This is a genomic window from Streptomyces sp. NPDC050560 (genome assembly GCF_044457285.1).
GTDB lineage: Bacteria > Actinomycetota > Actinomycetes > Streptomycetales > Streptomycetaceae > Streptomyces.
In genome coordinates this window covers 275993-297879 of record NZ_JBITGT010000010.1, presented here as the reverse complement: position 1 = coordinate 297879, position 21887 = coordinate 275993, and the positions used below count along the sequence as shown (strand labels likewise).

General features: G+C 73.9%; 21 protein-coding genes. 5 read left to right on the top strand and 16 right to left on the bottom strand.

Going from position 1 to position 21887, the window contains the following annotated elements; all coding sequences use genetic code 11:
• Nucleotides 1-2 precede the first annotated feature (2 nt).
• Genes ACIBIW_RS24380 through ACIBIW_RS24360 form a run of 5 tightly spaced genes read right to left on the bottom strand, consistent with a single transcriptional unit; the run spans nt 3 to nt 3840 of the window.
• Complete coding sequence (locus tag ACIBIW_RS24380) at nt 3-1034, bottom strand: serine hydrolase domain-containing protein (protein WP_399339120.1); 1032 nt, start codon at nt 1032-1034, stop codon at nt 3-5.
• Nucleotides 1031-1942, bottom strand: a complete 912-nt coding sequence (locus tag ACIBIW_RS24375; RefSeq protein ID WP_399339119.1) for a DUF6895 family protein — start codon at nt 1940-1942, stop codon at nt 1031-1033. Before ACIBIW_RS24375 ends, ACIBIW_RS24380 begins: the two co-directional genes overlap by 4 nt.
• On the bottom strand, nt 1939-2937 hold the full coding sequence (locus ACIBIW_RS24370) for a DUF6895 family protein (RefSeq protein WP_399339118.1): 999 nt from the start codon (nt 2935-2937) through the stop codon (nt 1939-1941). Before ACIBIW_RS24370 ends, ACIBIW_RS24375 begins: the two co-directional genes overlap by 4 nt.
• Nucleotides 2934-3644, bottom strand: a complete 711-nt coding sequence (locus ACIBIW_RS24365; RefSeq protein WP_399339117.1) for a hypothetical protein — start codon at nt 3642-3644, stop codon at nt 2934-2936. Before ACIBIW_RS24365 ends, ACIBIW_RS24370 begins: the two co-directional genes overlap by 4 nt.
• Nucleotides 3645-3654: 10 nt before the next feature.
• On the bottom strand, nt 3655-3840 hold the full coding sequence (locus ACIBIW_RS24360; protein WP_399339116.1) for a hypothetical protein: 186 nt from the start codon (nt 3838-3840) through the stop codon (nt 3655-3657).
• 176 nt (nt 3841-4016) lie between these two features.
• Between ACIBIW_RS24360 and ACIBIW_RS24355 the strand changes: the two genes are divergently transcribed.
• Entirely contained in the window at nt 4017-4823 is an 807-nt protein-coding gene (locus ACIBIW_RS24355; protein ID WP_399339212.1) for a methyltransferase domain-containing protein, read from the top strand.
• 22 nt (nt 4824-4845) lie between these two features.
• On the opposite strand, the gene ACIBIW_RS24350 is transcribed toward ACIBIW_RS24355, so the two are convergent.
• On the bottom strand, nt 4846-6285 hold the full coding sequence (locus ACIBIW_RS24350; RefSeq protein WP_399339115.1) for an FAD-binding oxidoreductase: 1440 nt from the start codon (nt 6283-6285) through the stop codon (nt 4846-4848).
• A gap of 284 nt (nt 6286-6569) precedes the next feature.
• Here ACIBIW_RS24350 and ACIBIW_RS24345 point away from each other — a divergent pair, with 284 nt between their 5' ends.
• Nucleotides 6570-6800, top strand: a complete 231-nt coding sequence (locus ACIBIW_RS24345) for a DUF5133 domain-containing protein (protein WP_399339114.1) — start codon at nt 6570-6572, stop codon at nt 6798-6800.
• Nucleotides 6801-6872: 72 nt separating this feature from the next.
• On the opposite strand, the gene ACIBIW_RS24340 is transcribed toward ACIBIW_RS24345, so the two are convergent.
• The 4 genes from ACIBIW_RS24340 to ACIBIW_RS24325 all read right to left on the bottom strand — a co-directional run bounded on the left by ACIBIW_RS24340 (nt 6873) and on the right by ACIBIW_RS24325 (nt 11201).
• Nucleotides 6873-7694, bottom strand: a complete 822-nt coding sequence (locus tag ACIBIW_RS24340) for a carbohydrate ABC transporter permease (RefSeq protein ID WP_399339113.1) — start codon at nt 7692-7694, stop codon at nt 6873-6875.
• Nucleotides 7691-8614: a carbohydrate ABC transporter permease gene (locus ACIBIW_RS24335; protein ID WP_399339112.1), complete on the bottom strand. Its 924-nt coding sequence runs from the start codon at nt 8612-8614 to the stop codon at nt 7691-7693. The genes ACIBIW_RS24340 and ACIBIW_RS24335 overlap by 4 nt, the downstream gene beginning before the upstream one ends.
• Entirely contained in the window at nt 8611-10032 is a 1422-nt protein-coding gene (locus ACIBIW_RS24330) for an extracellular solute-binding protein (RefSeq protein WP_399339111.1), read from the bottom strand. Before ACIBIW_RS24330 ends, ACIBIW_RS24335 begins: the two co-directional genes overlap by 4 nt.
• A gap of 65 nt (nt 10033-10097) precedes the next feature.
• Nucleotides 10098-11201: a carbohydrate kinase family protein gene (locus tag ACIBIW_RS24325; protein WP_399339110.1), complete on the bottom strand. Its 1104-nt coding sequence runs from the start codon at nt 11199-11201 to the stop codon at nt 10098-10100.
• Between the two features lie 266 nt (nt 11202-11467).
• On the opposite strand from ACIBIW_RS24325, the gene ACIBIW_RS24320 reads away from it, so the two are divergent.
• The 3 genes from ACIBIW_RS24320 to ACIBIW_RS24310 all read left to right on the top strand — a co-directional run bounded on the left by ACIBIW_RS24320 (nt 11468) and on the right by ACIBIW_RS24310 (nt 14566).
• A complete protein-coding gene (locus ACIBIW_RS24320; protein WP_399339109.1) occupies nt 11468-12220 on the top strand; it encodes a DeoR/GlpR family DNA-binding transcription regulator in 753 nt (250 codons plus the stop codon).
• Complete coding sequence (locus ACIBIW_RS24315; RefSeq protein WP_399339108.1) at nt 12217-13566, top strand: 6-phospho-beta-glucosidase; 1350 nt, start codon at nt 12217-12219, stop codon at nt 13564-13566. Before ACIBIW_RS24320 ends, ACIBIW_RS24315 begins: the two co-directional genes overlap by 4 nt.
• A 211-nt stretch (nt 13567-13777) precedes the next feature.
• Nucleotides 13778-14566 (top strand): GntR family transcriptional regulator, encoded by a 789-nt coding sequence (locus tag ACIBIW_RS24310; RefSeq protein WP_399339107.1) that lies wholly within the window; start codon nt 13778-13780, stop codon nt 14564-14566.
• 72 nt (nt 14567-14638) lie between these two features.
• Here the strand turns inward: ACIBIW_RS24310 and ACIBIW_RS24305 are convergent, their stop codons facing one another.
• The 6 genes from ACIBIW_RS24305 to ACIBIW_RS24280 all read right to left on the bottom strand — a co-directional run bounded on the left by ACIBIW_RS24305 (nt 14639) and on the right by ACIBIW_RS24280 (nt 21868).
• Nucleotides 14639-15337 carry a hypothetical protein gene (locus tag ACIBIW_RS24305; protein ID WP_399339106.1) on the bottom strand — a complete coding sequence of 233 codons (699 nt, stop codon included), beginning with the start codon at nt 15335-15337 and terminating at the stop codon, nt 14639-14641.
• Nucleotides 15338-15499: 162 nt separating this feature from the next.
• Nucleotides 15500-16498, bottom strand: coding sequence for an LLM class flavin-dependent oxidoreductase (locus ACIBIW_RS24300; protein ID WP_399339105.1), 999 nt, complete (start codon nt 16496-16498; stop codon nt 15500-15502).
• Complete coding sequence (locus ACIBIW_RS24295; protein ID WP_399339104.1) at nt 16495-17433, bottom strand: alpha/beta hydrolase; 939 nt, start codon at nt 17431-17433, stop codon at nt 16495-16497. The genes ACIBIW_RS24300 and ACIBIW_RS24295 overlap by 4 nt, the downstream gene beginning before the upstream one ends.
• Nucleotides 17430-18851: an aldehyde dehydrogenase family protein gene (locus ACIBIW_RS24290; protein ID WP_399339103.1), complete on the bottom strand. Its 1422-nt coding sequence runs from the start codon at nt 18849-18851 to the stop codon at nt 17430-17432. Before ACIBIW_RS24290 ends, ACIBIW_RS24295 begins: the two co-directional genes overlap by 4 nt.
• Nucleotides 18848-20215 (bottom strand): MmgE/PrpD family protein, encoded by a 1368-nt coding sequence (locus ACIBIW_RS24285; protein ID WP_399339102.1) that lies wholly within the window; start codon nt 20213-20215, stop codon nt 18848-18850. The genes ACIBIW_RS24290 and ACIBIW_RS24285 overlap by 4 nt, the downstream gene beginning before the upstream one ends.
• 30 nt (nt 20216-20245) lie before the next feature.
• Nucleotides 20246-21868, bottom strand: a complete 1623-nt coding sequence (locus ACIBIW_RS24280; RefSeq protein ID WP_399339101.1) for a thiamine pyrophosphate-binding protein — start codon at nt 21866-21868, stop codon at nt 20246-20248.
• Nucleotides 21869-21887: the final 19 nt, after the last annotated feature.

Genomic DNA, 21887 nt, shown 5'->3' with positions numbered 1-21887 from the left:
GGTCAGTCGGCGGTGCCCGCCAGTTCGTACAGGGCCCCGTACGCGGTGTCGACGAGGCCGGAGTGCCTGCCCCTGCGGGTGGCGAACGCGGCGAGCCCGGTGCCGGTGGCCGGGTGGTAGCCGCAGAACGCCTGCTGCCCCAGGGTCTCCCCGGCATGGAAGAGCAGCGGCCCGCCGGGGGCCGGGTGCTGGAACCAGGTGAGGGTGTGGGTGTGTGCGCGGGTGGCCCCCCGGCGCAGTTGGGGCACCTGGACGTCGGTGAGGGCGGCGGTGAGCGGGGTGCGGCCCGGGCTGAGGTGGGCCTCAAGGAAACGCAGGGTGTCGGCGGGGGTGGCGCGCACGGAGCCCGCCGCGGCGAAGCCGCCCATGTCGGCCGCGGGCGCCGGGGTGTGGCCGTCGCCGCGGAAGCCCGGGGCGTCGGCGCCGTCGCCCGCTGCCGCGAGGCCGGTGGCGTCGAGCCCGAGGGGGTCGAGCACCCGGTGGGTGAGGAGTGCGGGGTAGTCGGTGCCCGCGGCGTGGGCGAGGGCCGGGCCGAGGAGCGCGGCGCCGAAGTTGGAGTAGCGCCAGCGGGTGCCGGGGCGGTGCCGGGGGTGGGCCCGGGCCAGGGCGCGCAGCAGGCGGGCCGCGCCGTAGCCGGTGTAGACGTTGGCTCCCGGGTGGGTGAGGGCGAGGGCCAGCAGGTCGGGGGGGATGCGGTGGAAGCCCGCGGTGTGGGTGGCGAGGTGGCGCAGGGTGATACGGCCGAGCGCCCGGCGGCGGGATGCGGGGTGCGGCAGGTGTGCGGTGATCGGGTCGTCGAGTCCGACGGTGCCCTCGCGGGCCAGCACCGCGAGCAGCAGCCCCGTGTACGTCTTGGACACGGAGCCGAGTTCGTAGCGGAGTTTGTCGCGGTGGCCCGCGCGCTCGGTGGCGCCGCCCGCGCTCGCGAGGGTGTGCCGGCCGGCGCGGGTGACGGCGATGACCGCGTCGGGGGCGTCGACGCGGGCCACGGCGCGGGCGAGGACGGCCTCGACGGCGGGTTCCGGGGCGCTCATGCGGCGGCCATGGCGCGTGAGGTGGCCATGGCGGAGGCGAACGCGGCGACCAGGGTGGAGTGGTGGACGATGTCGAACACCTCCACGGGGTCGCCCTCGGGCATGGCGTGGTGCACGGGCATGGCGCCGCTCGCGCTCTGGGCGGCGGCGTAGCGCTCCCAGATCGCGGGGTCGAGCCCCGGCCGCGGGATGCAGCCGTCCACGACGAGGAGTTCGCCGAGGAGGTCCCAGTGTTCGAGGTCGGCCCAGTCGTCGAGCCACGCGGGCAGGTAGCGGGCGAGGTAGTCCGCGATGTCCGGGGGGATACGGTCCGGTACCTGGCCCCAGTTGGTGATGTGGAAGACGGTGTGGGTGACGTCGTAGGCGATGTGGTACTGGAAGAGCCAGGGCTCGGGGGTGCGGCCGAGCCAGGTGCGGCGCAGCGCGGCCTCCATGTCCTCGCTCGGGGTGAGTCCGACACGGCGCTCGGCGTTGAGGATGCCGAGCCTGCGGTTGGGCAGGATCTCCAGGGCGCTCCAGCAGGCGGTGGAGCGGGCCGCGGCGATGGCGCGTTCCAGCCCCGGGTGGCGGTAGCCGAGTTCGTGGAAGGTGGCGTACAGCTCCAGGGGGACGGGCGAGTGCGGCTCGTCGTGCTGGAGTCCGGCGAGGATGTTGCCGCCGTCGAGGATCTCGCGCCAGGTGAAGTCGAGGAGGGCCCCGGCGCGGGCGCGTTGGCGGGAGCCGGCGACGCCCTCGCGGAAGAGGACGTGGGTGTTGATGGTCAGCTCGGCGACCGGTTTGAGGCGCAGCAGCAGCGCCTGGTTGTTCTCGCGGTCGCCCGGTGTCAGCCTGAACTGCTCGCGGTTGGCGTCGAGCCAGGTCAGCGCGCGGTCGCCGACGGCGTGCACTAGGGCGGGTGATGCGGTCACGTGATGACCTCGCTCTCCGGGCTCTCCGGTGCCGGGCGGTCCCCGGTGGTGTGCTGGGCGCCGCCGGTGTGCCCGAGGGGGTGGTCGGCGGCGCGGGCCAGGGTGGCGGCGAAGGCGGTGACCAGGGTGGAGTGGTAGCGCGGCAGGAAGCCGCCTCCCATGCGCCGCATGGCGGGGGTGCCGGGGCTCGCCTCGGGCACGGCGCCGTCGGGCTCCTGGGCCGCGGCGAGGCGTTCCCAGACGGCGGTGTCGTAGCGGGCGGCGGGCAGGCAGGCGGCGACGGCGAGCAGTTCGCCCGCGAGGTCCCACAGCTCCTCCTCGAACCAGGCGTCGAGCCAGCAGGGCAGCCACATCCCGAGGTAGGCGGCGAGCGGCGGCGGCATCCTGGTGCGGTCGCGGCCCCAGTCGGTGAGGTGGAAGACGTCGTGGGTGAGGCCGTAGGCGCCGTGCCGGTCGAGGGTCCAGGGCTCGGGGAGCGAGCCGAGCGCGGTGTGGGCGAAGACGGTCGCGAAGTCGGCGTGCTGCGGCAGTCCGAGGCGGCGTTCCGCGGCGAGCACGGCGAGGGTCCTGGTGTGGTCCCCGCGGGCCACCTGCCAGCCGCGCAGCGCGGTGGTGGTGGCGAGCACCGCGTCCACCTCGGGGTGGCGCACGCCGCCCTGGGCGAAGGCGGCGTAGACCTCCACGGGGTAGGTGGCGAGGGGGTCGCGGTCGATGAGCCGGGTGAAGAGGTCGCCGCCGCGGGTCTGGGCCACGGCGTGGGCGAACAGGTCGCCCGCGGCCGCCCTGATCCCGGCGTCGGGGTGCAGGGTGCGTACGAGGTGGCTCAGTTCCGCCAGTTCGCCGAGGGGCTTGACGCTGTAGTTGGGGTCGGCGTCGGTGGCGACGTCCTCGGGCAGCAGGAAGCCCGCGCGGTGCTCCCACAGCCAGGCCAGACAGCCCTCGGTGACCCGGTCGAGGAGCGCGGCGTCGGCCGCGGGGCCTGCCGGCGCGGTCACCGGCCCCGTCCGTGGAAGCGCCGGGCGGCGGCGAGGTGGAGGGCGGTGCGCGGGTCGGTGCCGCCCATGTGGCCGACGAAGGCGAGCCCGTTGTCGAGCCCCAGTGTCGCGAGGGAGCCTTCGGGGTCGGGCAGCCTGGCGAGCCAGCGGCCGAGCCCGGCGGCCTGGAGCCAGTCGCGGCGGCGCACGGCGCGTACGAAGCCGCGGGCGAGGTCGTCGGTGCGGGTGGCGAGGGCGTCGGCGAGCTGCGGGGAGAGGCCGGGCAGCGCCAGCGCGGCGAGCTGGGAGGCGCGGTGGGAGAGCTGGGGCCAGGGGTCGGTGGTGATCCAGTCGGAGCCGGCCGCGGGCGGCCTGGGCCAGCGGCCGTTGCCGCCTGGAAGGTATGCGTGGGATGCCTCGACGAGGCCGCGGTAGCTCCACACGGACACGTCGGTGGCGTTCTCGCCGGGCGGGAACGCGGTGAGGACGGCGAGGAGGGCGCTCTCGTCGTCGGGTCCCGGAGTGGTGGCGCGGGGGTCGAGCGCGTAGGGGGCGAGCGCGTCCGCGCCCAGCACCCGGATGGCGGCCGATGCCAGCGCCTCGCCCTGCCGCACGAGGCGGGAGAGCGCATAGGGGTCGCCCTCGCCCCGCAGGGCGAGGGCGACTCCGGTCGCCGCATCGGCAATCACAGCGCTCAACGGCGCGGTGCCGTCTGCCTGCTCTGCCAATGGAGGCTCCTTACCGGCGGTCCGGCTTGGGGCGCGGGGTGGGCGGCGCGAGCGCGAGGGCGCCAAGAAGGACGGCCGCGTTCTTGCACTCCCTGCTGTCCCGGAAGACGCCGTCCGGCTCGACCGCGTTCAGCAGTTCCTCGACCTCGGGGGCCAGAGCTGCCGCCTCTAGCGGCTCTGTGCGCTCCGTAATCATGAGATCATCTCCTTACTACGGCTGTGCCTCCAGCGTTGCATCCGTCACAGACACCCGCAAATGGAGCAGGCGTCACCAAAACGGGCGAACCGGTCGTGGTGCGTCGCGGAGTGTGGACGGGAGGGGTTGCCGTGGCCGGGGACAGCGCCGGGAGGGCCGAGTCCGTCGCGCGTGAAATGGCCGCCGCCGAGGAGGACTTGGACGTCCAGCTCGCCCAAACCCGGTTCCGGATGGGCCTCGTGACGGGCTGGGACCTCCGGGAGGGCGCCCGGGTGCTCGAAGTGGGGTGCGGCCAGGGGGACATGACGGCGGTTCTGGCCGAGGCCACCGGGCCCGCGGGGCGCGTACTCGGGGTGGATGTGGCGCAGCCGTCGTTCGGGGCGCCGGTCACCCTGGGCGCCTCCGCGCGGCGGCTGCGCGACGGTCCGCTGGGCGGTCGGCTCGAATTCCGCTTCGGCTGCGACGTGCTGGACCCCGCAGTCTCCTTTCCTGACAGTGCCTTCGACGCTGTGGTCCTGTCACAGTGCTCCTGGTACTTCGCGTCCCGCGAAGTACTGGCCGCGACGCTGGCCAGGGTGCGGCCCTGGGCCGGGCGGCTCTGCTTCGCCGAGTGGGACCTGACCGCCACCGCCCCGGCGCAACTGCCACATCTGCTGGCCGTGCTGATCCAGGGGCAGGTCGAGGCGGCCGGGGTGCGCGGCACCGGCAACGTCAGGAGCCCGTTCTCCCGCGAGGCGCTGCTGCGGCTGCTGCCCGCCACGGGCTGGACGCCCGACGGCGTACGGGGCGCGGACACGGCGGGCCTCCAGGACGCGGACTGGGAGGTCGGTGCCTGCCTCGCGCTGCTCGACGCGCCGCACTGGCGGCCCCGGGTGCCGCCCGCGGTGGTGGACCTGGTGGAGAGCCAGGCCGACGTGCTGCGCGCGCTGGCCCGCTCGCGGGGCAACGCGGCGCTGCCCGCGTACGCGCTCACCGCGCGCTGAGCCCCCCCGGCGGCCCCGGGGGTCACCCGGGCAGGTCGACGACCTTGCCCGGGTTGAGGATGTTGTACGGGTCGAGGGCGCGCTTGACGTCCCGGTGGACGCGCAGCCCCACGGGGCCGAGTTCCTTGGCGAGCCAGTCCCGCTTGAGGCTGCCCACGCCGTGCTCGCCGGTGATGGTGCCGCCGAGGTCGAGGCCGAGGTCCATGACGGCGCCGAAGGCGCGGTGGGCGCGGGCGGCCTCCTCCTCGTCCGCCGGGTCGAACATCACGTGCGGGTGGAGGTTGCCGTCGCCCGCGTGCGCCACGCACGGGATGCGCACCCCGTGCCGCTCCGCGATCGCCGCGACCCCCTCCACCAGCTCGGCGAGCCGCCCGCGCGGCACGCACACGTCGTCGGCGAGGTACGACCCGACGCTCTCCATCGCGGTGCCCACCAGGCGGCGGGCCGCGAGGAGCATCTCGGCCTCCGCGGGGTCGCCGGAGACGAGGGTGTCGCCGCCGCACCGCTCGGCCGCCGCCGCGAACCGCTTGAGGTCGCCTGGCGCGAGGTCGCCCCGGTCGGACTGGGCGATGAGCACGGCGCCCGCGTCGGGCGGGAAGCCGAGGTCGCGGTAGGAGGAGACGACGTCGATGATGGGGCGGTCCATCAGTTCGAGGAGGCTGGGCCTCGTGCCGTCCGCCATGTAGTCGCTGACGGCCGCGCAGGCCGCGGCGGTGGTGGGGAAGAAGCCGACCGCGGTGAGCGGGGTGCCTGCGGCGGGGCGCAGCGCGAGCACCAGCTCGGTGATCACCCCGAGGGTGCCCTCGGAGCCGACGAAGAGGTGGGTGAGGTCGTATCCGGCGACGCCCTTGGCGGTACGGCGGCCGGTGTGCAGCACCTCTCCCCCGGCCAGGACGACGGTCATGCCGCGCACGAAGTCCCCGGTGACGCCGTACTTGACGCAGCACAGGCCGCCCGCGTTCGTGGCCGCGTTGCCGCCGAGCGTGGACATCTCCCAGGAGGAGGGGTCGGGCGGGTAGAACAGGCCGTGCCGGGCGACGGCGCGGGAGAACTCGGCGTTGACGACCCCGGCCTCGACGACGGCGACCTGGTCGACGGTGTCGATGTCGAGGATGCGGTTCATCCGCTCGACGGAGAGCAGCACACAGCCGTCCACGGCGTTGGCGCCGCCCGCGAGTCCCGTGCGGGCGGCCTGCGGCACCACCGGCACCCGGTGGCGGGCGGCGACCCGCAGCACCGCGGAGACGTCCTCGGTGCCGCGGGCCCTGACCAGGGCGGCGGGGACGCCGGGCGTGCTGAAGTGGGCCCGGTCGCCGCGGTGCGCCTCCAGCACGTCGGGGTCGGTGACGAGGGCGCCCTCGGGCAGCAGCCCGGCAAGCTCGGCGAGCGCCGCCCCGGTACCGGCCTCCCGGGGGGCGTCGGGGTGCTGCGCCGCGCGGGGCGGATCGGTACCGGCGTCCATGGCTCTCCCTGCGGTGATGTGCGGTGGCGGCCGAAATCCGACGATAGACCCCGGCGCCCCGGCCGTCACGGGGCCGTCCACCGCCGCCCGGGACCGGCGTACGGCGGTGGGCGGGCGGGAGGCGGGGAGCGGCCCCGGGAATGTGAAATGAAGAACAAGGCGGTTTGGCGCGGGCGTACGCAGGCACCTTATGGACGAGAATGCTGGCGGTACGACGGCGCCAGGCACGGACCCGGGAACCCCCGGGGCCACGACCGGCGCACGGCTGTCCCAAGGAGACCCTGATGCTGTTGGCCCACCCCGCGGTCCTGCGGAACCTGATCGAGCGGTACGAGTCGCTGACCGCGCTGTACGCCGAGGAGGGTTCGCCCGAGGCGCTGCGGCGGCTGGACGACACCGCGTACACCCTGTGCGTGTCGACCGGCACCCGAGACATCGAGGCGGCCCTCGTGGCGGCGCGGCTGCGGCTGCCGGAGGCCGCGGCGGCCGGGGGCGACCCGCTGCTCCCGGCCTGAGCCGGGCCCCGGGACCGCCGCGCGCACCGGCACGGCGGCGCTCCGGATGCGCGGTCCGCGTGCCCCGGGCGGCTACTCCTTCACGGCCCCGGTGAGCATCCCGGCGATGAAGCGGCGTTGCAGGGCCACGTAGACGACCACGACGGGCAGCGCGATCAGCACGGAGCCGGCCGCGAGGAGCGCGGTGTCCGAACTGTGCTGGCCCTGGAAGAAGGCGAGGCCGAGCGGGACGGTGCGGTGGGCGTCGTCGCTGACCATGACCAGGGCCATCAGGAACTCGTTCCAGGTCCACATGAACAGCATCACGACCATGGTGGAGATGGCGGGCCTGCCCATCGGCACCAGCACCCGCCACAGGGTGCCCCAGCTCGACGCGCCGTCGATACGGGCCGCCTCGACCACCGAGCGCGGGCTCTGCCGGAAGTAGGTGCGCATCCAGAACACCCCGAAGGCGAGCGACTGGGCGCCCTGCGGCAGGATCAGGCCCCAGTAGGTGTCCGTCATCCCCCACTCGCGCAGGTCGAAGTAGAGCGGGACGACCAGCGCCTCCTCGGGCAGCGTCAGACCGATCACGAAGAGGTAGAACAGCACGGTCGAGCCGGGGAAGCGCATCACCCCGAAGGCGTACGCGGCCAGGATCGACAGCACCGAGGCCCCGACCACCACGCACACCGTGACCAGCACCGAGTTGCCGAGGTAGCGGCCGAAGTGGCCCTGGCTCCAGGCGTCCGAGAAGTTGCCCCAGTTGAGCGAGGACGGCCAGGAGAAGCCGGTGTTGAGCGAGGACTGCCTGCCGAGCGCCGAGGAGAGGATGCCGAGCACCGGGGTGAGGCTGACGACGGCGAACAGCGCCAAAATCACGTAGGTGACACCGCGTTCGAGACGGCTTGTCATGAGTTTCGGCCCTCCACCAGACGCGACACCGCCACGGTCAGCACGAAGATCAGCACCGTGAGCCCGACCCCCATCGCGGCGGCGGAGCCGACGTCGCTGAGTTCGAACGCCCGGTGGTAGACCTCGTACGCGGGTACCGAGGTGGCGTCCCCCGGGCCGCCGCTCGTGGTGATGTAGATGAGGTCGAAGTTGCGCAGCCCGGCCACGATGGTGAGGGTGAGCGCCACCGCCGTCTGGGGCCGCAGCCCCGGCAGGGTGACGGTGAGGAACTCCCGCAGCGCGCCCGCGCCGTCGATACGGGCCGCCTCGTACAGCTCGCGCGGGATGCGCTGCGCCCCGGCGAGGAAGAGCACCAGGCACAGGCCGGTCTCCACCCAGGTGCCGACCGCGCCGACCGCGGGCAGCGCCCACCCGGAGTCGCCGAGCCAGGGCCTGGCCCACCCGTCGAGGCCGACGAGCCGCAGGGTGTCGTTGAGGAGCCCGTCCGGGGAAAGGATCGAGCGCCAGGTGACGCCGACGACGATCATGGCGAGGACCTGCGGCAGGAAGAGCACGGTCCGCCAGAACGTCATGCCGCGCACCCGGAAGCGGGTCAGCGCGGACGCCAGCAGCAGCCCGATCACCACCGGGAGCGCCGCGTAGAACAGCAGCAGCACCAGGGCGTGCAGGAACGGCGCGCGCAGCGAGGAATCGGTGAACAGGTCGCCGTAGTTGTCGAGCCCGGCCCAGGTGGCGACGCTCAGGCCGTCCCAGTGCAGCAGGGAGAGCCAGACGGTCTGGCCGAAGGGGAAGAGCAGGAAGACGGCGTAGACGGCGAGCGCGGGCAGCACGTAGAGGTAGCCGATCTGCCGCGGCTCGCCCGGCGATCTGCGGCGGTAGCGGCCGCGCACCTTCGCGGGCAGGGTCTTCGCCGTGCTCATGCGCCGCCGCCCTCGGCGCCGCCGCGCTTCTTCTGCTGCGCCAGGAACGCGGCGTACTCCTTCTGCATGTCGGGTCCGAGCCGGTCCGGGTCGAGCTTGCCGCTGATGACGTCCTGGAGCTTCGCGGAGAGGAAGTCGTAGAAGGTGGGGGTGGTGTAGTCGAGGTAGGGGACGAGCCCGTCGTGCGCGTTGAGTGCCTGCCAGCCCGCGACCATCTGCCCGTCGGCGGAGTCCTTCGGCAGCGTGGCGGCCTCGGAGCCGGGGATGATCGGCAGCACGCCCTCCTGGCTCATCACGTTCGCGGCGTGGGCGCCGGTGAGGTGGTCGAGGTAGGCGGCGGCCACGTCCGGGTGCTTGGTCTTGGAGGTGACGGACCAGGCGAGGCCCTGTCCCCCGGTGGTGACGGGGTTGCCGCCCGCGGTGGCGGGCGGCGGGGGCATGATGCCGAGCTTGTCGCCCATGGGCTTCTTCAGGTCGGCCAGCTCCCAGGTGCCGGTGATGAGGAAGGCGCCCTTGCCGGAGGCGAACTGCTTGGCGGCGTCGTCGTATCCGGTGCCGTTGGCGCCCTTCGGCAGATAGCCCTTGGCCGTCCAGTCGGCGAGCGCGCGGGCGGCCTCGGTGGTCGCCTCGTTGTCGAAGCCCTTGCCGCGTCCGAGGATGCTGTCGCGGCTCCCGGGGCCGCCCCCGGCGGCGGCGTCGAGGGCGCCGAAGGTGTGGATGGCCGGGTACTTGTCGAGATTGCCGAACTGGATGGGCAGTTGCCCGGCGGCCTTCAGCTTCGGGAGGGCGGCGGTGAGTTCCGGCCACGTCCTGGGCAGTGCGACCTTCGCCTTCTTCAGGACGTCCTTGTTGTAGTAGACCCCGATGTACTCGCCGGTCTGCGAGATGCCGTAGAGCCGCCCGGTGCCGAAGCTGGTGCCGTCGGCGGAGACCCGGTTCAGGTTGAGCAGGGTGTTCGGGTAGCGGGTGTTCCAGCCGTAGATGCCTGCGTAGTTGTCGAGGGGCTGGAGCAGGCCCGCCTGGACGAAGGCGACCATGTCCGGGTAGCCCTGGTTGGCCTGGATGACGTCGGGCGGGTTGTTGCCCGAGATGGCGAGCTTCAGGGTGGTCTTGAGGTCGCTGAAGCTGCGCGAGACCCGCTTGATGCGGACGTTGGGGTACTCCTTCTCGAACTCCGCGTTGAGCCGCTGGATCTCGGCGTTCTGCCCGCCGCGGATCTCCTGGTCCCACACCGTGAGGGTGACCTTGCCCGCCTTCGCCGGGTCGGGCACCGCGGTGCTCGTCCCGCCGGGCCCGGTGGCCCCTGACCCGTCGGTGCCCGGTACGCAGGCGGTCGCGAGCAGCACACAGCCCGCGGCCAGCGCGGCCCCGGCGGCGGCCCGCCGCCTGGCGGCCACCGGATGGCGGTGGGAGTTCATCGTCGGGAGTCTCCTTTCGGCGCCGTTGCCCCCGGCTGCGGGCGTACGGCGGCGCGGGAACGGTCTCACGGTGCGCGGAAGCCGATGGTCGGGGTCGCCCTGCGCAGGGCCTGGGCCCCGGTGCCCGCGGGCAGCAGGTCGTCGAGGAAGCCGTAGCGGCGCATCACGTCCTCGCTCTGCCCTCCGCACCGGGTCGCATACTGCCACCAGGCCGCGACCTCGCTCCAGCCAGGTGCGGAGAGCGAGCCGCCGAAGTGCTGGACCGAGAGCGCCGCGGTGAGGTTGGCGAAGGCGAGCCGGTCGGCCAGCGGCCAGCCGGCCAGGGTGCCGGTGGTGAACCCGGCGACGAACACGTCGCCCGCGCCCGTCGGGTCGAGCGACTCCACCGGCAGCGCGGGCACGTCGGCGCGCTCGCCCGTGGTGGAGTCGATCGCGACGGCGCCGCCCGCGCCCTTGGTGACGACCGCGATCGGCACCAGGTCGGCCAGCGCGCGCACCGCGGACTCGGGGTCGTCGGTGCGGGTGTAGTGCTGCGCCTCGGTGGCGTTGGGCAGGAAGGCGAGGCAGCGCGCGAGCCCGTCGAGGGTGGCGCGGTCCCAGACGCCGGACTCGTCCCAGCCGACGTCGGCGAAGATCTTGCTGCCCTCCTCGTGCGCCGCCACCACCCAGTCCTCCACGGGTCCCGGCGACAGGGAGGTGATGCAGGCGCGCGAGCGCGGGCGCTCGTCGACGCGGACCGCGGGGCCCGGGGCCTTGTGGCCGTGGCTGACCATGGTGCGGTCGCCGTCGTACGCCATCGAGACGGTGACCGGGGAGTGCCAGCCGGGGGCGCGGTGGGAGGGCGAGAGGTCGATGCCCTCCGCGTCGGCGAGGCTCTCCCAGCAGTAGTCGCCGTAGACGTCGTCGCCGAAGGTGGCGGCGAGCGAGGTGCGCAGCCCGAGGCGGCGCAGCGCGGTGGCCATGTTGGCGATGCCGCCCGGGCTCGAACCCATGCCGCGGGCCCAGGACTCGGTGCCGCGCACGGGCCCGTGGTCGAGCCCCGTGAAGATGATGTCGAGGAAGACGGTGCCGGTCAGAAAGACGTCCTGGGGCTCCGCCGCCTCATGGCGCACCGCCGCCAGCGGGTCCATGGGTGTCTGGAGCGGCGCCGGGCGTGCGCTCCCCGTCATGCTCACTGCCGCTCCCCTTCCGTGCCCTGCCGGCTGCCGTGCTCCGGGCCCCGGCCGCCCCGGCGTGCGCCGTGCGGCGGGTGTGCCCGGCGGGCGCCGGTGTGCTCGGTGTACGTGACGTGCTCGGCTTCCCGGCTTGTCGCGCTGCCGCGGCCGCGTGGCCGAAAAGCCCCCTGTGTGAGCGAAACCCTGCACCGAAGCGCGCCAGATTGCAATACCTCGCTCATACTCGCGCACAGTCGGTCATCCGGGTTAGATTGCGGACCATGTTGCGAGAGACCCGTCACGAGGCGCTGCTGCGCATCCTCCGTGCCGAGGGGGTGCTCCCGATCAGGGAGGTCGCGAGGCGTCTGGAGATCAGCGAGGCCACCGCGCGCCGCGATCTCACCGACCTCAGCGAGGCGGGGCTGCTGACCCGGGTCTACGGCGGCGCGGTGGCCCGCGGCCCCGCCGAGCGGCCGTTCGCCGAGGAGGAGGTCGAGGACCGGGCCGCCCGCGAGGCGGTCGCGCGCCGCGCCGCGGCCCTCGTCAGGGACGGCGAGACGGTGCTCCTCGACATCGGCACCACCACCCTCCAGCTCGCCAGGCTGCTGCACGGCAGGGAGCTGACGGTGGTCACGAGCAACCTCGCGGTGTACGAGGAGCTGCGTGACGACACGGGGATCACCATGGTGCTGCTCGGCGGCCAGGTCAGGCCCAACTACCGCTCGCTCGTCGGGTACTTGACCCAGTCGGCGCTGGCCCAGATCCAGGCCGACCGGCTCTTCCTGGGCGCGAGCGGGGTGCTGCCCGGCGGGCAGGTGCTCGACACCACCGACGTGGAGGTGCCGGTGAAGCGGGCGATGCTGTCGGCGGCCCGGCAGGTCGTCCTGCTGGCGACGGCGAAGAAGTTCCCGGGGACCGGCAACGCCCGCGTCTGCGGCACCGGGGAGCTGGATGTACTGGTCACCAACGAGGCGTCGGACCCGGCCACCCTCGCTGTGTTCCGCGAAGCCGGAGTGGAGGTTGTTCAGGGATGAGGCTCACTGTGCTGGGCGGCGGCGGGTTCAGGGTGCCGCTGGTGCACCGCGCGCTGCTCGACGACGCGGCCCGCGCCGCGGCCACCGGCGACAGCGCCGGGGTCTGCACGGAACTGGTGCTGCACGACACCGACCGCGGCCGTCTCGACGCGATCGGCAGGGTGCTGGCCAGGCAGCGCGAGGCGGGCGGCGGCCCGGGACCCGCGGTGCGCGCCACCACCGACCTCGACGAGGCGCTGTGCGGCGCGGACTTCGTGTTCTCCGCGATCCGCGTCGGCGGCCTCGAAGGCCGCACCCGCGACGAGCGGGTCCCGCTGGACGAGGGGGTGCTCGGCCAGGAGACGGTGGGCGCGGGCGGGGTGCTGTACGGGCTGCGTACGCTGCCGGTGGCGATCAGGATCGCGGAGCGTATCGCCGCGGTGGCCCCGGACGCCTGGGTCATCAACTTCACCAACCCCGCGGGGATGGTCACCGAGGCCATGGGCCGGGTCCTGCGCGAACGGGGCCTCGGCGAGCGGGTGATCGGCATCTGCGACTCCCCCGTCGGCCTCTGCCGCCGGGCGGCGCGCGCGCTCGGCGTGGACCCGGACACCGCCGACTACGACTACGTGGGCCTCAACCACCTCGGCTGGCTGCGGCACCTCACGGTGGCGGGCCGCGACCGGCTGCCGGAACTGCTCGGCGACCCGGCCCGCCTGGAGTCCTTCGAGGAGGGCAAGCTGTTCGGCGCCGACTGGCTGCGGACGCTGGGCGCGCTGCCCAACGAGTACCTGCACTACTACTACTTCAACCGGGAGGCGGTGGCCTCGGTGCGCGGCGCCGCCGCCACCCGCGGCGAGTTCCTGCGCGAGCAGCAGAGCAGGTTCTACGACGGGCTCGGCGAGGGCGGGGAGTTCGAGGCGTGGGAGAGCACCCGCAGGGAGCGCGAGGAGACCTACATGGCCGAGAGCCGGGCCGCCTCGGGCGGTTGGGAGCGCGACAGTTGCGACCTCGACGGCGGCGGCTACGACCAGGTGGCGCTGACCCTGATGCGGGCGATCGCGCGCGGCGAGCGCGGCACGCTGATCCTCAACGTCCCCAACCGCACGGCGGTGCCCGCGCTCGACGCGGACGCGGTCATCGAGGTGCCCTGCCTGGTGGACGCGGCGGGCGCGCGCCCGCTCGCACCGACCGCCGTCGCCCCCGACCAACTGGGGCTCATGCTCTCGGTCAAGGCGGTGGAGCGCGCCGCCATCGAGGCAGCGGTGACCGGCTCCCGCACGGCCGCGCTGCGCGCGCTCGCGCTGCACCCGCTGGTGGACTCGGTACGGGTGGCGCAGCGCATCCTGGAGCGCTCAGGGGCCTGAGCGACGGGGGGTGCGCGCGTGCCCCGGGGTGGGTGACCGGGGGGTCCCGGGGCACGCGCGCGGGCTTCGGCGCCGCTCACGGGGGCGCCGGGCGCGTACCGGTCCGCGGGGGCGCGGCCGTCGACTGGCCGGAACCCAACCCCGGCCCTGTCACCGTGCGGTCACCGCCCGTAAGATTGAACATATGACGCCGGTGGCTCTGCATCAGAGCATGTTCGCAGCGATCAGCCTGGACCGGAGCAGCGCCGTTCCCCTGCACGAGCAGATCTACCGAGAGCTGCGCCGCCTGATCATGGCCGCGCACCTCTCCCAGGAGGAGATGCTGCCGCGCGAGGTGGATCTGGCCACCCAGTTACAGGTCAGCAGGGGGACGGTACGGCAGGCCGTGGCGCGGCTCGTGCGGGACGGCCTGGTGTATCGCACCTCGGGCCGCGGCACCTTCGTCAAGGTGCGCCGCTCCGACTACCCGCTCTCCCAACTCGTCGGCTTCACCGAGCAGATGCTCGCCGAGGGCAGACGCCCCTCGTCCGACGTGGTCGCGGTCGCGGAGACCGATGTGCGCGGGGCGCCCGCGGGGGCGACGTTCCCGCCGGGGGTGCAGCGGCTGCTGAGGATCGACCGGGTGCGCAGGGCCGACGGCGAACCGGTCGCCTTCGAGGAGTTGCACCTGCCCTTCCCGCGCTTCGCGGGCCTGCGCGACCTCGATCTGAACGCGGTCTCCGTCTACTCCGTGCTGGAGCAGCAGTTCGCGGTCTCCCTCGGAGGAGGAAGCTTCCTGCTGGACGTCTCCCGGCTCGACGCGCGCGTGGCGGGGCTGCTGTGCGAGCCACCGGGCGCCCCGGTGTTCGTGATGAACGGCACGGTCACCGACGACAGGGGCGCTACGGTGCTGGCGGTGACCAGCCGCTACCGCCCCGCGCACATCTCCTTCCGGCTCCATCTGCCGAGGCACGGCGGCATCGAACAGGACGGCTCACGCTTCCAGTTGGTGCCCAGATGAGCCCCGCGCTCCGCCACCCTCCCGGCCGCCCCTCCCCCGCCCTCCCGGCCGCCGCGCCGTGCTGACGGCGCGTCAGTAGCGGGGGACGCCGGGGGCGGGCGTGGTGGCGCCGCCGGGCACGCGGTCGAAGTTCGGGGTGAGGACGCCGAAGGGGCTGCCGACACGGGGGCCCGAGTGGCCGGTCTCGTCGGCGAAAAGACGGGACGCCTCCGCGGTCACGTAGAAGGGCGCCCGCTCGGTCCTGAAGCCGGTCGGGCTGGGGCGGCCCTTGGCCACCACCTCGTCGTAACGGGTGTCGCCGAAGGGCAGTTCACGGGTGACGGTGCGCCCGCCCACCCGGACCGCCGCGGCCCAACGGGGGTGCGGCATCACGGTGATGTACGTGGGCTCCAGGGTGAGTGTCTTGCCGGTGCTGCGGTGGTGGAAGCGGAGCCCGCCCGCGTAGACGATGCGCCCGCGCTCGTCGAGCCCCCTGCGCGCGGCGGCCCCCACCGGCATCTGGAAGCCGCGGCCGTCGGCGTCCAGGCGGAACGGCCCGGCGGCTTCGAGGGTGATGTCCTCGCTGTCCATCCAGCGCAGCATCTCGGCGCTCAGGCCGACATGGGCGTCGCCCCAGGGCGAGATCTGCGCGCCGGGCACGGGCCCCGCCGCCACGCCCACATGGTCGGGGACGGCGGGGGCGGTGGACTGGGCCGAGGCGGAGACGAGCGGGAGGCTGAGGGCGGCCGCCGCGGCGAAGACCGTGAGGCGGCGCGGAACGCGCAGGCGCATGGGGGGCTCCTTCGGGGTGTGCGCGGCGATCGCGCGGACTCATTAGATGAGGCCCGCGAGTGCGCCCGTCGCCGCGCAACGCTCCACCCCCCGCTTTTCACCCGAGCGCGCCGCGGCCCGGCGGGCGGCGGCGCGCCGCTGGGCGTCCCCGGGCTGCGGGGCTCAGGCGGCGGGCACGGCCGCCTCCCGGAGCCTGGGCAGCACCTCCTCGCCGAGCAGGTGCATCTGCTCCTCCCACAGCGGGAAGGACAGCCGGAAGTCGAAGACGAGGTCGTCGACGCCGGCCGCGCGCAGTTCGAGTGCCTGTTCCACGATGTCGTCAGGGGTGCCGTGGACGAGGACGCCCGCGAGGTCCTGCACGGTCTCGAACCTGCCGGACTCCGGCTTGACCCAGAACCGGGAGTTGTTGGCCCAGGCGAGCAGCCCGTCCACGTTGATTCTGGAGAGCGCCTCCTCGCGGGTGCGGGCCACCGAGGTGGTGGGGATGATGCCGACGGTGGGCCGCGGGCGGTCGTGCGCGGCGGAGACGGTGGTGAGGGTGTCGACGCGGGCCCGCAGGGTGTCCAGGGAGATGCGCCCCGGCAGCCAGCCGTCGCAGCCGGCCGCGGCGATCCTGGCCGACTTGGGCGTGGTGCCGCAGTACCAGAGCGGGATGGGGCCGCCGGTCGGCCAGGGCTTGACGGTGGCGCCGTCGAAGTCGAACGGCTCCTTGTGCCAGGAGACGCCCTCGCGCTGCCAGATGTCGCGCAGGATGGCGAAGTTGTCCTGGACGAGCTGGGGTCTCGGCACCCCGCCGAGGCCCAGGGCCTCGAACTCGTGGTCGAAGTTGCCGCTGCCCATGCCGAGGACGAGCCGGGGCCCGAAGAACCGGGTCATGGTGGCGGCGATCTGCGCGGTGACCAGCGGGTGCCGGAACGGGATGAGGGCCCCGGTGCCGAGTATCAGCCGCTCGGTGGCGGCGCCGACCGCGGTGAGCACGGTGAACGCCTCGTAGAAGGTGGGGTCGGGCTTCTCGAACTCGCCGTGCGGTTCGAAGAGCAGGTGGTCGCGCACCCAGACGGAGTCGAAGCCGAGCCGCTCGGCGAGCCGGGCCCCCTCCACGATCTTCTGCGCGTCGGCGTGTTCGCCGAAGTGGGGCAGCAGCAGTCCGGTTCGCATCATTCTCCCAGGGTGGTGGCGGTGCGCGGGCCGGGGTCCTCCAGGACGGTCACGTCGCCCAGCGGGCGCAGATGGCGCTCGAACCAGTCGGTCATCTGCGGGATGACCGCGTCCGCGTGCTGTGCGTAGGCCGCGTAGTGGCTTGAGTTGCGCTGGAGGAGGTACTTCTTCGGTCCCGCGGCGGCCTCGTAGATCGCCTCGGCGTGGTCGGTGGGGGTGGTGGCGTCGTCCTCGACGGCGACCACGAGCAGTGGGGTGGTCAGGCCGCGGGCGGCGTCCACCGGGCGGTAGCGCAGCAGCGGTTCGACCATGGCGAAGGGCACGGTGGTGGGGTTCTTGCCGTCGACGTCCTTCTTGAAGCCGGAGGCCCGGCGCTCCGGGGTCTGCACCATCACCTCGTCGCGCGGGTGAATCATCTTGCTCTCGCCGGTCAGCACCCGGGTGCGGCGGTCCTCCTCCAGGGCGCGCAGGTACGCGATCCACTCCCACTCGGTGCGCATGCGGTGCAGCCAGTCGCGGCCGTCGGCGACCGGGACCTGGCTGATCACGGCGCGCACCCGGGGGTCGGCGGCGGCGAGCAGGACGACGTTGCCGCCGCCGGTGCCGCCGGTGGCGTAGGCGCCGATCGCGCCGGGCACGACGTCGTCGCGGGTGGTCAGGTACGAGACCCCGTTCATGAGGTCGTCGAGCTGGTGGGCGGGGTTGACGATGCCGCGCTCGCCCTCGGACTCGCCGAAGCCGCGGTAGTCGATGGACAGCACCGCGAACCCGGCGGCGGTGAACGCCTCGTGGTAGCGGTCGTACGCCTTCGCGTCCTTCAGCCCGTACCATCCGGGCCCCTGGATGACGGCGCGGTGCGGGCCCGGGGCGTCCGGGGTGCGCCACAGGGCGCGTACCCGGTCGGGGCCGCTGAAGTACTCGACGGTCTCGCTCTTCATGGCCTGCCTATCGTGATCAGTCGCTGCTCGGTCATTTCCTCGATCGCGTAGCGGGGGCCCTCGATCCCCATGCCGCTGTCCTTGACGCCGCCGTAGGGCATCAGGTCGACGCGGCTGCTCGATGTCTCGTTGATGTGGACGGAGCCCATGCGCAGGTGCTCGGCGGCGGTGAGGGCGTTGCCGATGTCGGCGGTGAAGATGCCGGCGGCGAGCCCGTAGGGGGTGGCGTTGGCGGCGGCGACGGCGGCGGTGAGGTCGTCGAAGGGGACGATGCTGACGACGGGTCCGAACACCTCCTGGGACATGACGTCGGTGGCGGGGTCGACGTCGGTGAGGACGGTGGGCGCGATGACCTGTCCCGTGCGCTCGGCGCCGGTGACGACGGTGGCGCCCTTGCCGACGGCGGCGTTGATCCAGCTCTCGATGCGGTCGGCCTCGGGGACGCTGATGACGGGGCCCGTCATGGTGCCGTCGGCGCGCGGGTCGCCGTAGCCGCGGGAGGCGACCTCGGCGCGCAGGGCCTCGGTGAAGGCGGGCAGGATGCCGCGCTGGACGTAGAGGCGCTGCACGGAGGTGCAGACCTGGCCCGCCTTGCGGAAGGCGGCGCCCGCGCAGGCGGCGACGGCCTTGTCGAGCCCCGCGTCGTCGCAGACGAGGGTGCTGGCGAGGCTGCCGAGTTCGAGCTGGGTCTTGCGCAGTCCCACCGTCCTGACGATGTGCTCGCCGACGCCGGTGCTGCCGGTGAAGGCGTAGAAGGCGGGCACCGGGCTCTCCAGCAGCCACTGGCCGACGGTGGAGCCGCCGCCGTGGACGAGGGCGATCAGCCCCTCGGGGAGTCCCGCGTCGAGCAGGAGCTGTACAAGGAGCCCGGAGCTGAGCGGGGTGAGCGAGGACGGCTTGAGGACGACCGCGTTGCCCGCGGCGAGCGCGGGGGCGACCTTGTGGACGACCGTGTTCAGCGGCGAGTTGAACGGGGTGATCGCGCAGACCACGCCGAGCGGGTGGCGCACCGTGAACGCGAGGCGGCCGCCGGTGCCGGGGGCGCCGTGCAGCGGGACGACCTCGCCGTGGATGCGCTTGGCCTCCTCGGCGGAGAGCGTCATGGTCTGCACGGCGCGCGCCACCTCGCGGCGGGCGTCGGCGAGGGTGAAGCCGGTGTCGTCGACGACCGCCTCGACGAGGTCGGCGGTGCGCTCGGTGAGCAGTGCGGCGGCGCGGGACAGGACGAGGTAGCGGTCGTAGTGCGGCCAGGGGGTGCGCTCCCAGGCGGTGGCGAGGGCGGTGAGCGCGGCGCCGGTCTGTGCCCGGTCGGCGAGGTGGACGTCGGCGAGCGCGGTGCCGTCGTACTTGTCGGCGAGGGGTGTGGTGGTGGCGCCCTCGGTCCAGGCGCCGTCGACGAAGAGCCGTGCCTGCCTCATGCCGCCTCCCCCCGGTGTGCGGCCTTCGCCGGGGCGAGGCGGTCGCGTACGTCGTCGGCCCCGCCGACGGCCCAGAGCCGGGCGCCGAGTTCCGCCGCGGCCTCGGGGCCGAGCACGGGGCGGGCCAACTCGTCGAACTTGGCGCGTAGTTCGGCGTCGCTGAGCGGGTCGTCCGGGTCGCCCTTGCGGGTGTTGCGGGTGCGGGTGGGTGAGGTGCCGTCGGCGAGGTGGACGGTGACGCGGGCGCGCCTGAGCCCTGGGAAGTCCTTGTCGAACTCGGCGGAGGGGCGCACGGTGGTGCGGGCGACGAGGTCCCTGAGACCGGGGTCGGCGAGCCGTTCCCCGGTGAACGCGGCGAGCCGTACGGTGCCGAGCCGGAAGGCGGCGGCGACGCAGTAGGCCATGCTGAACTTGGCCTCGAACGCGGTGGCGGGGTCGGCGTTGCCGGCGACGCGGGTCGCGGTGGTGTAGGTGTCCACCTCGACGGCGCGGACGGTGTCGGGGTCGACGCCCGCGGCGCGCAGTTCGAGGGCGGCGTCGACGGCGGCGAAGGTGTGTCCGCAGGCGGAGTGGTTCTTGACGGTGGGCCTGGTGACGGCCCAGGTGGTGCCGAGCCTGGCGACGGCGTCGGCCCAGTCGACGTCCTCCGACATGGCGGCGCCGAAGCCCGCGGGGCCTTCGAGGACGTCGCGGGCGCCGGTGAAGCCCTCCCTGGCGGCGAACGCGGCGACGAGTCCTGACTGGGCGGCGTGCCCGGCGTGCAGCGGCTTGCTCATGCTCTCGGAGCGGAACGCCTGCTGGAGCCCGGCGGCGTTGGTGGTGGCGGTGGCGAGCGCGTGGGCGAAGGCGGTGCGGTCGAGCTGGAGGAGTTCGGCGACGGCCGCGGCGGCGCCGAGGGTGCCGACGGTGCCCGTGGTGTGCCAGAAGGTGTAGTGGGAGGGCTGCACGGCGGCGGCGATACGGCAGCCGATCTCGTAGCCGACGGCGATGGCGCGCAGCAACTGCTGCCCGGAGGCCCCGAGTTGCTCGGCGGCGGCGAGTGCGGCCGCGACGGTGGGCGAGCCGGGGTGGTAGATGCCGTCGCGCCAGATGTCGTCGAGTTCCGCGGTGTGCGAGGCGGTGCCGTTGACGAGGGCGGCGGTGCGGGCGTCCGCGGACGCCCCGTCGGGGATCAGCCGGGCGGGTCCCGGGGCGCCGAGCGCGGCGAGTGCGCGGCGCAGCGCGGCGGCGGGCGGCATGCCGGAGCCCGCGAGGGTGGCCCCGTACCAGTCGACGAGGGCGCGGGTCGCGGCCTGGGCGACCTCTTCGGGCAGCGGGGTGGCCCGGCTGCGTACCGCGAAGTCGGCGAAGTCGTCGACGACCATCGTTCCTCCTAGAACAGGGACCTGGAACACCTAGAACTGAGACTGGTACTGGCTCGGGTCGACGCGGGCCTCGATGACCAGGGGGGCGTCGAGTCCTTCGAGCCCTTCGAGCGCCTTGTCGAGCTCTGCGGCCGTCGTGACGCGTACGCCGTGGCTGTGCATCGCGCCCGCGAGGGCCACCAGGTCCATGTCCTCGATACGGGTGGCGGTGCTGGGGTAGCCGCGTTCCATCTGTTTCAGCTCGATGCGGTTGAGGCTGCCGTCGGTGAAGACCACGAAGGCCACCGGCAGTCCCATCGACGCGGCGAGCCTGACCTCGGTGGCGGTCATGGCGAAGCCGCCGTCGCCGACGAGGGCGACGACGGGGCGGTCGGGGCGGGCGATCTTGGCGCCGATGGCGGCGGGGACGCCGAAGCCCATGGAGGAGAGCCCGTTGGTCATGAGGACCTCGCGGGGCGCGTGGGCCTGCCAGCCCTGGCCGACGAGGAGTTTGTGGGAGCCGACGTCGGTGGTGGCGAGGGTGCCGCGCGGTGCGGCGGCGCGCACGGCGTCGACCACGTCGGTGGGGTTGAGCCGGCCGTCGACGCGGCCCTCGTAGTAGGCGGTGCGCAGCCGGGCGCGGTGGGCGGCGACGTCGGCCTCGGACCAGCGGGGCTGGCCGGTGAAGCCGTCGGAGAGCCAGTCGAGCACGGCGCCGGTGTCTCCGGTGCACTCGACCTCGGCGGCGTAGATCTGGTCGGTGTTGGGGAGGGCGTCGATGTGCAGGACCGGGGTGTCGACGGTCCAGGGCTTGATGAGTTCCACGGCGTCGAAGCCGGCGGCGACGATGAGGTCGGCGGAGCCGAGGAGTTCCCAGAGGACCTGGTTGCAGGCCATGTCGAGGACGCCCGCGAACAGCGGGTGGTCCTCGGGGACGACGCCCTTGGCCATGGGTGAGACCACGACGGGGGTGGAGGTGGTCTCGGCGAACCGTACGAGGGCGGCGGTGGCTCCGGCGCGCACCGCGCCGATCCCGGCGAGGACGACGGGGCGGCGGGCGCGGGCGACGAGGGCGCCGGGGTCGGGGGCGCCCGGGGTGCGGGTGACGCCGATGGTGGTGAGGGAGGCGGCGGTGGGCGGCGGGGTGAAGCCGCCCTGGGCTGGCCTGGCGCTGGTGTCCCCGGCGACGGTGAGGTGGACGGCGCCCGGGCGCTCGGCGGCGGCGAGGCTGAGCGCCTTGCGCAGGGTGGTGGACGCGGCGGCGGCCTCGACGCGCCCCGCCCACTTGGTGACGGGGCTGAAGAGCTGCTTGTGGTCGAGGACCTGGTGGGTGAAGAACTGCTCGCGCGAGGCCTCGATCTGCCCGGAGATCGCGATCATCGGCACCCGGTCGGTGGTGGCCGCCGCGACGCCGTTGACGAGGGCGCTGGAGCCGGGGCCCAGGGTCGAGAGGCAGACGGCGGGGGCGCCCGTCGCCATGGCGTGGCCCTCGGCCATGAAGGCGGCGGTGCCCTCGCGGCGGGCGAGTACGACGTCGAGCCCGGCGGCGCGGGAGCGCTCCATCAGCTCGATGATCGGGTCGCCGGGGTAGGCGAAGATGCTCGCCACCCCCGCGGCCGCGAGGGCCTCGGCCATCACCTGGGCGGTCGTGGGGGCCTGCCGTGCCTCCGTCATGGGTCTGCGTCCCTTTCCT

Excerpts from the sequence above, each read along its gene's own strand:
- ACIBIW_RS24295 (WP_399339104.1), bottom strand. The coding sequence starts at position 17,433 with ATGAAGAGCGAGACCGTCGAGTACTTCAGCGGCCCCGACCGGGTACGC.
- ACIBIW_RS24340 (WP_399339113.1), bottom strand. The coding sequence starts at position 7,694 with ATGACAAGCCGTCTCGAACGCGGTGTCACCTACGTGATTTTGGCGCTG.
- ACIBIW_RS24330 (WP_399339111.1), bottom strand. The coding sequence starts at position 10,032 with ATGAACTCCCACCGCCATCCGGTGGCCGCCAGGCGGCGGGCCGCCGCC.
- ACIBIW_RS24360 (WP_399339116.1), bottom strand. The coding sequence starts at position 3,840 with ATGATTACGGAGCGCACAGAGCCGCTAGAGGCGGCAGCTCTGGCCCCC.
- ACIBIW_RS24355 (WP_399339212.1), top strand. The coding sequence starts at position 4,017 with ATGGCCGCCGCCGAGGAGGACTTGGACGTCCAGCTCGCCCAAACCCGG.
- ACIBIW_RS24315 (WP_399339108.1), top strand. The coding sequence starts at position 12,217 with ATGAGGCTCACTGTGCTGGGCGGCGGCGGGTTCAGGGTGCCGCTGGTG.
- ACIBIW_RS24345 (WP_399339114.1), top strand. The coding sequence starts at position 6,570 with ATGCTGTTGGCCCACCCCGCGGTCCTGCGGAACCTGATCGAGCGGTAC.
- ACIBIW_RS24350 (WP_399339115.1), bottom strand. The coding sequence starts at position 6,285 with ATGGACGCCGGTACCGATCCGCCCCGCGCGGCGCAGCACCCCGACGCC.
- ACIBIW_RS24325 (WP_399339110.1), bottom strand. The coding sequence starts at position 11,201 with ATGACGGGGAGCGCACGCCCGGCGCCGCTCCAGACACCCATGGACCCG.
- ACIBIW_RS24320 (WP_399339109.1), top strand. The coding sequence starts at position 11,468 with ATGTTGCGAGAGACCCGTCACGAGGCGCTGCTGCGCATCCTCCGTGCC.
- ACIBIW_RS24285 (WP_399339102.1), bottom strand. The coding sequence starts at position 20,215 with ATGGTCGTCGACGACTTCGCCGACTTCGCGGTACGCAGCCGGGCCACC.
- ACIBIW_RS24280 (WP_399339101.1), bottom strand. The coding sequence starts at position 21,868 with ATGACGGAGGCACGGCAGGCCCCCACGACCGCCCAGGTGATGGCCGAG.
- ACIBIW_RS24310 (WP_399339107.1), top strand. The coding sequence starts at position 13,778 with ATGTTCGCAGCGATCAGCCTGGACCGGAGCAGCGCCGTTCCCCTGCAC.
- ACIBIW_RS24300 (WP_399339105.1), bottom strand. The coding sequence starts at position 16,498 with ATGATGCGAACCGGACTGCTGCTGCCCCACTTCGGCGAACACGCCGAC.
- ACIBIW_RS24335 (WP_399339112.1), bottom strand. The coding sequence starts at position 8,614 with ATGAGCACGGCGAAGACCCTGCCCGCGAAGGTGCGCGGCCGCTACCGC.
- ACIBIW_RS24380 (WP_399339120.1), bottom strand. The coding sequence starts at position 1,034 with ATGAGCGCCCCGGAACCCGCCGTCGAGGCCGTCCTCGCCCGCGCCGTG.
- ACIBIW_RS24290 (WP_399339103.1), bottom strand. The coding sequence starts at position 18,851 with ATGAGGCAGGCACGGCTCTTCGTCGACGGCGCCTGGACCGAGGGCGCC.
- ACIBIW_RS24305 (WP_399339106.1), bottom strand. The coding sequence starts at position 15,337 with ATGCGCCTGCGCGTTCCGCGCCGCCTCACGGTCTTCGCCGCGGCGGCC.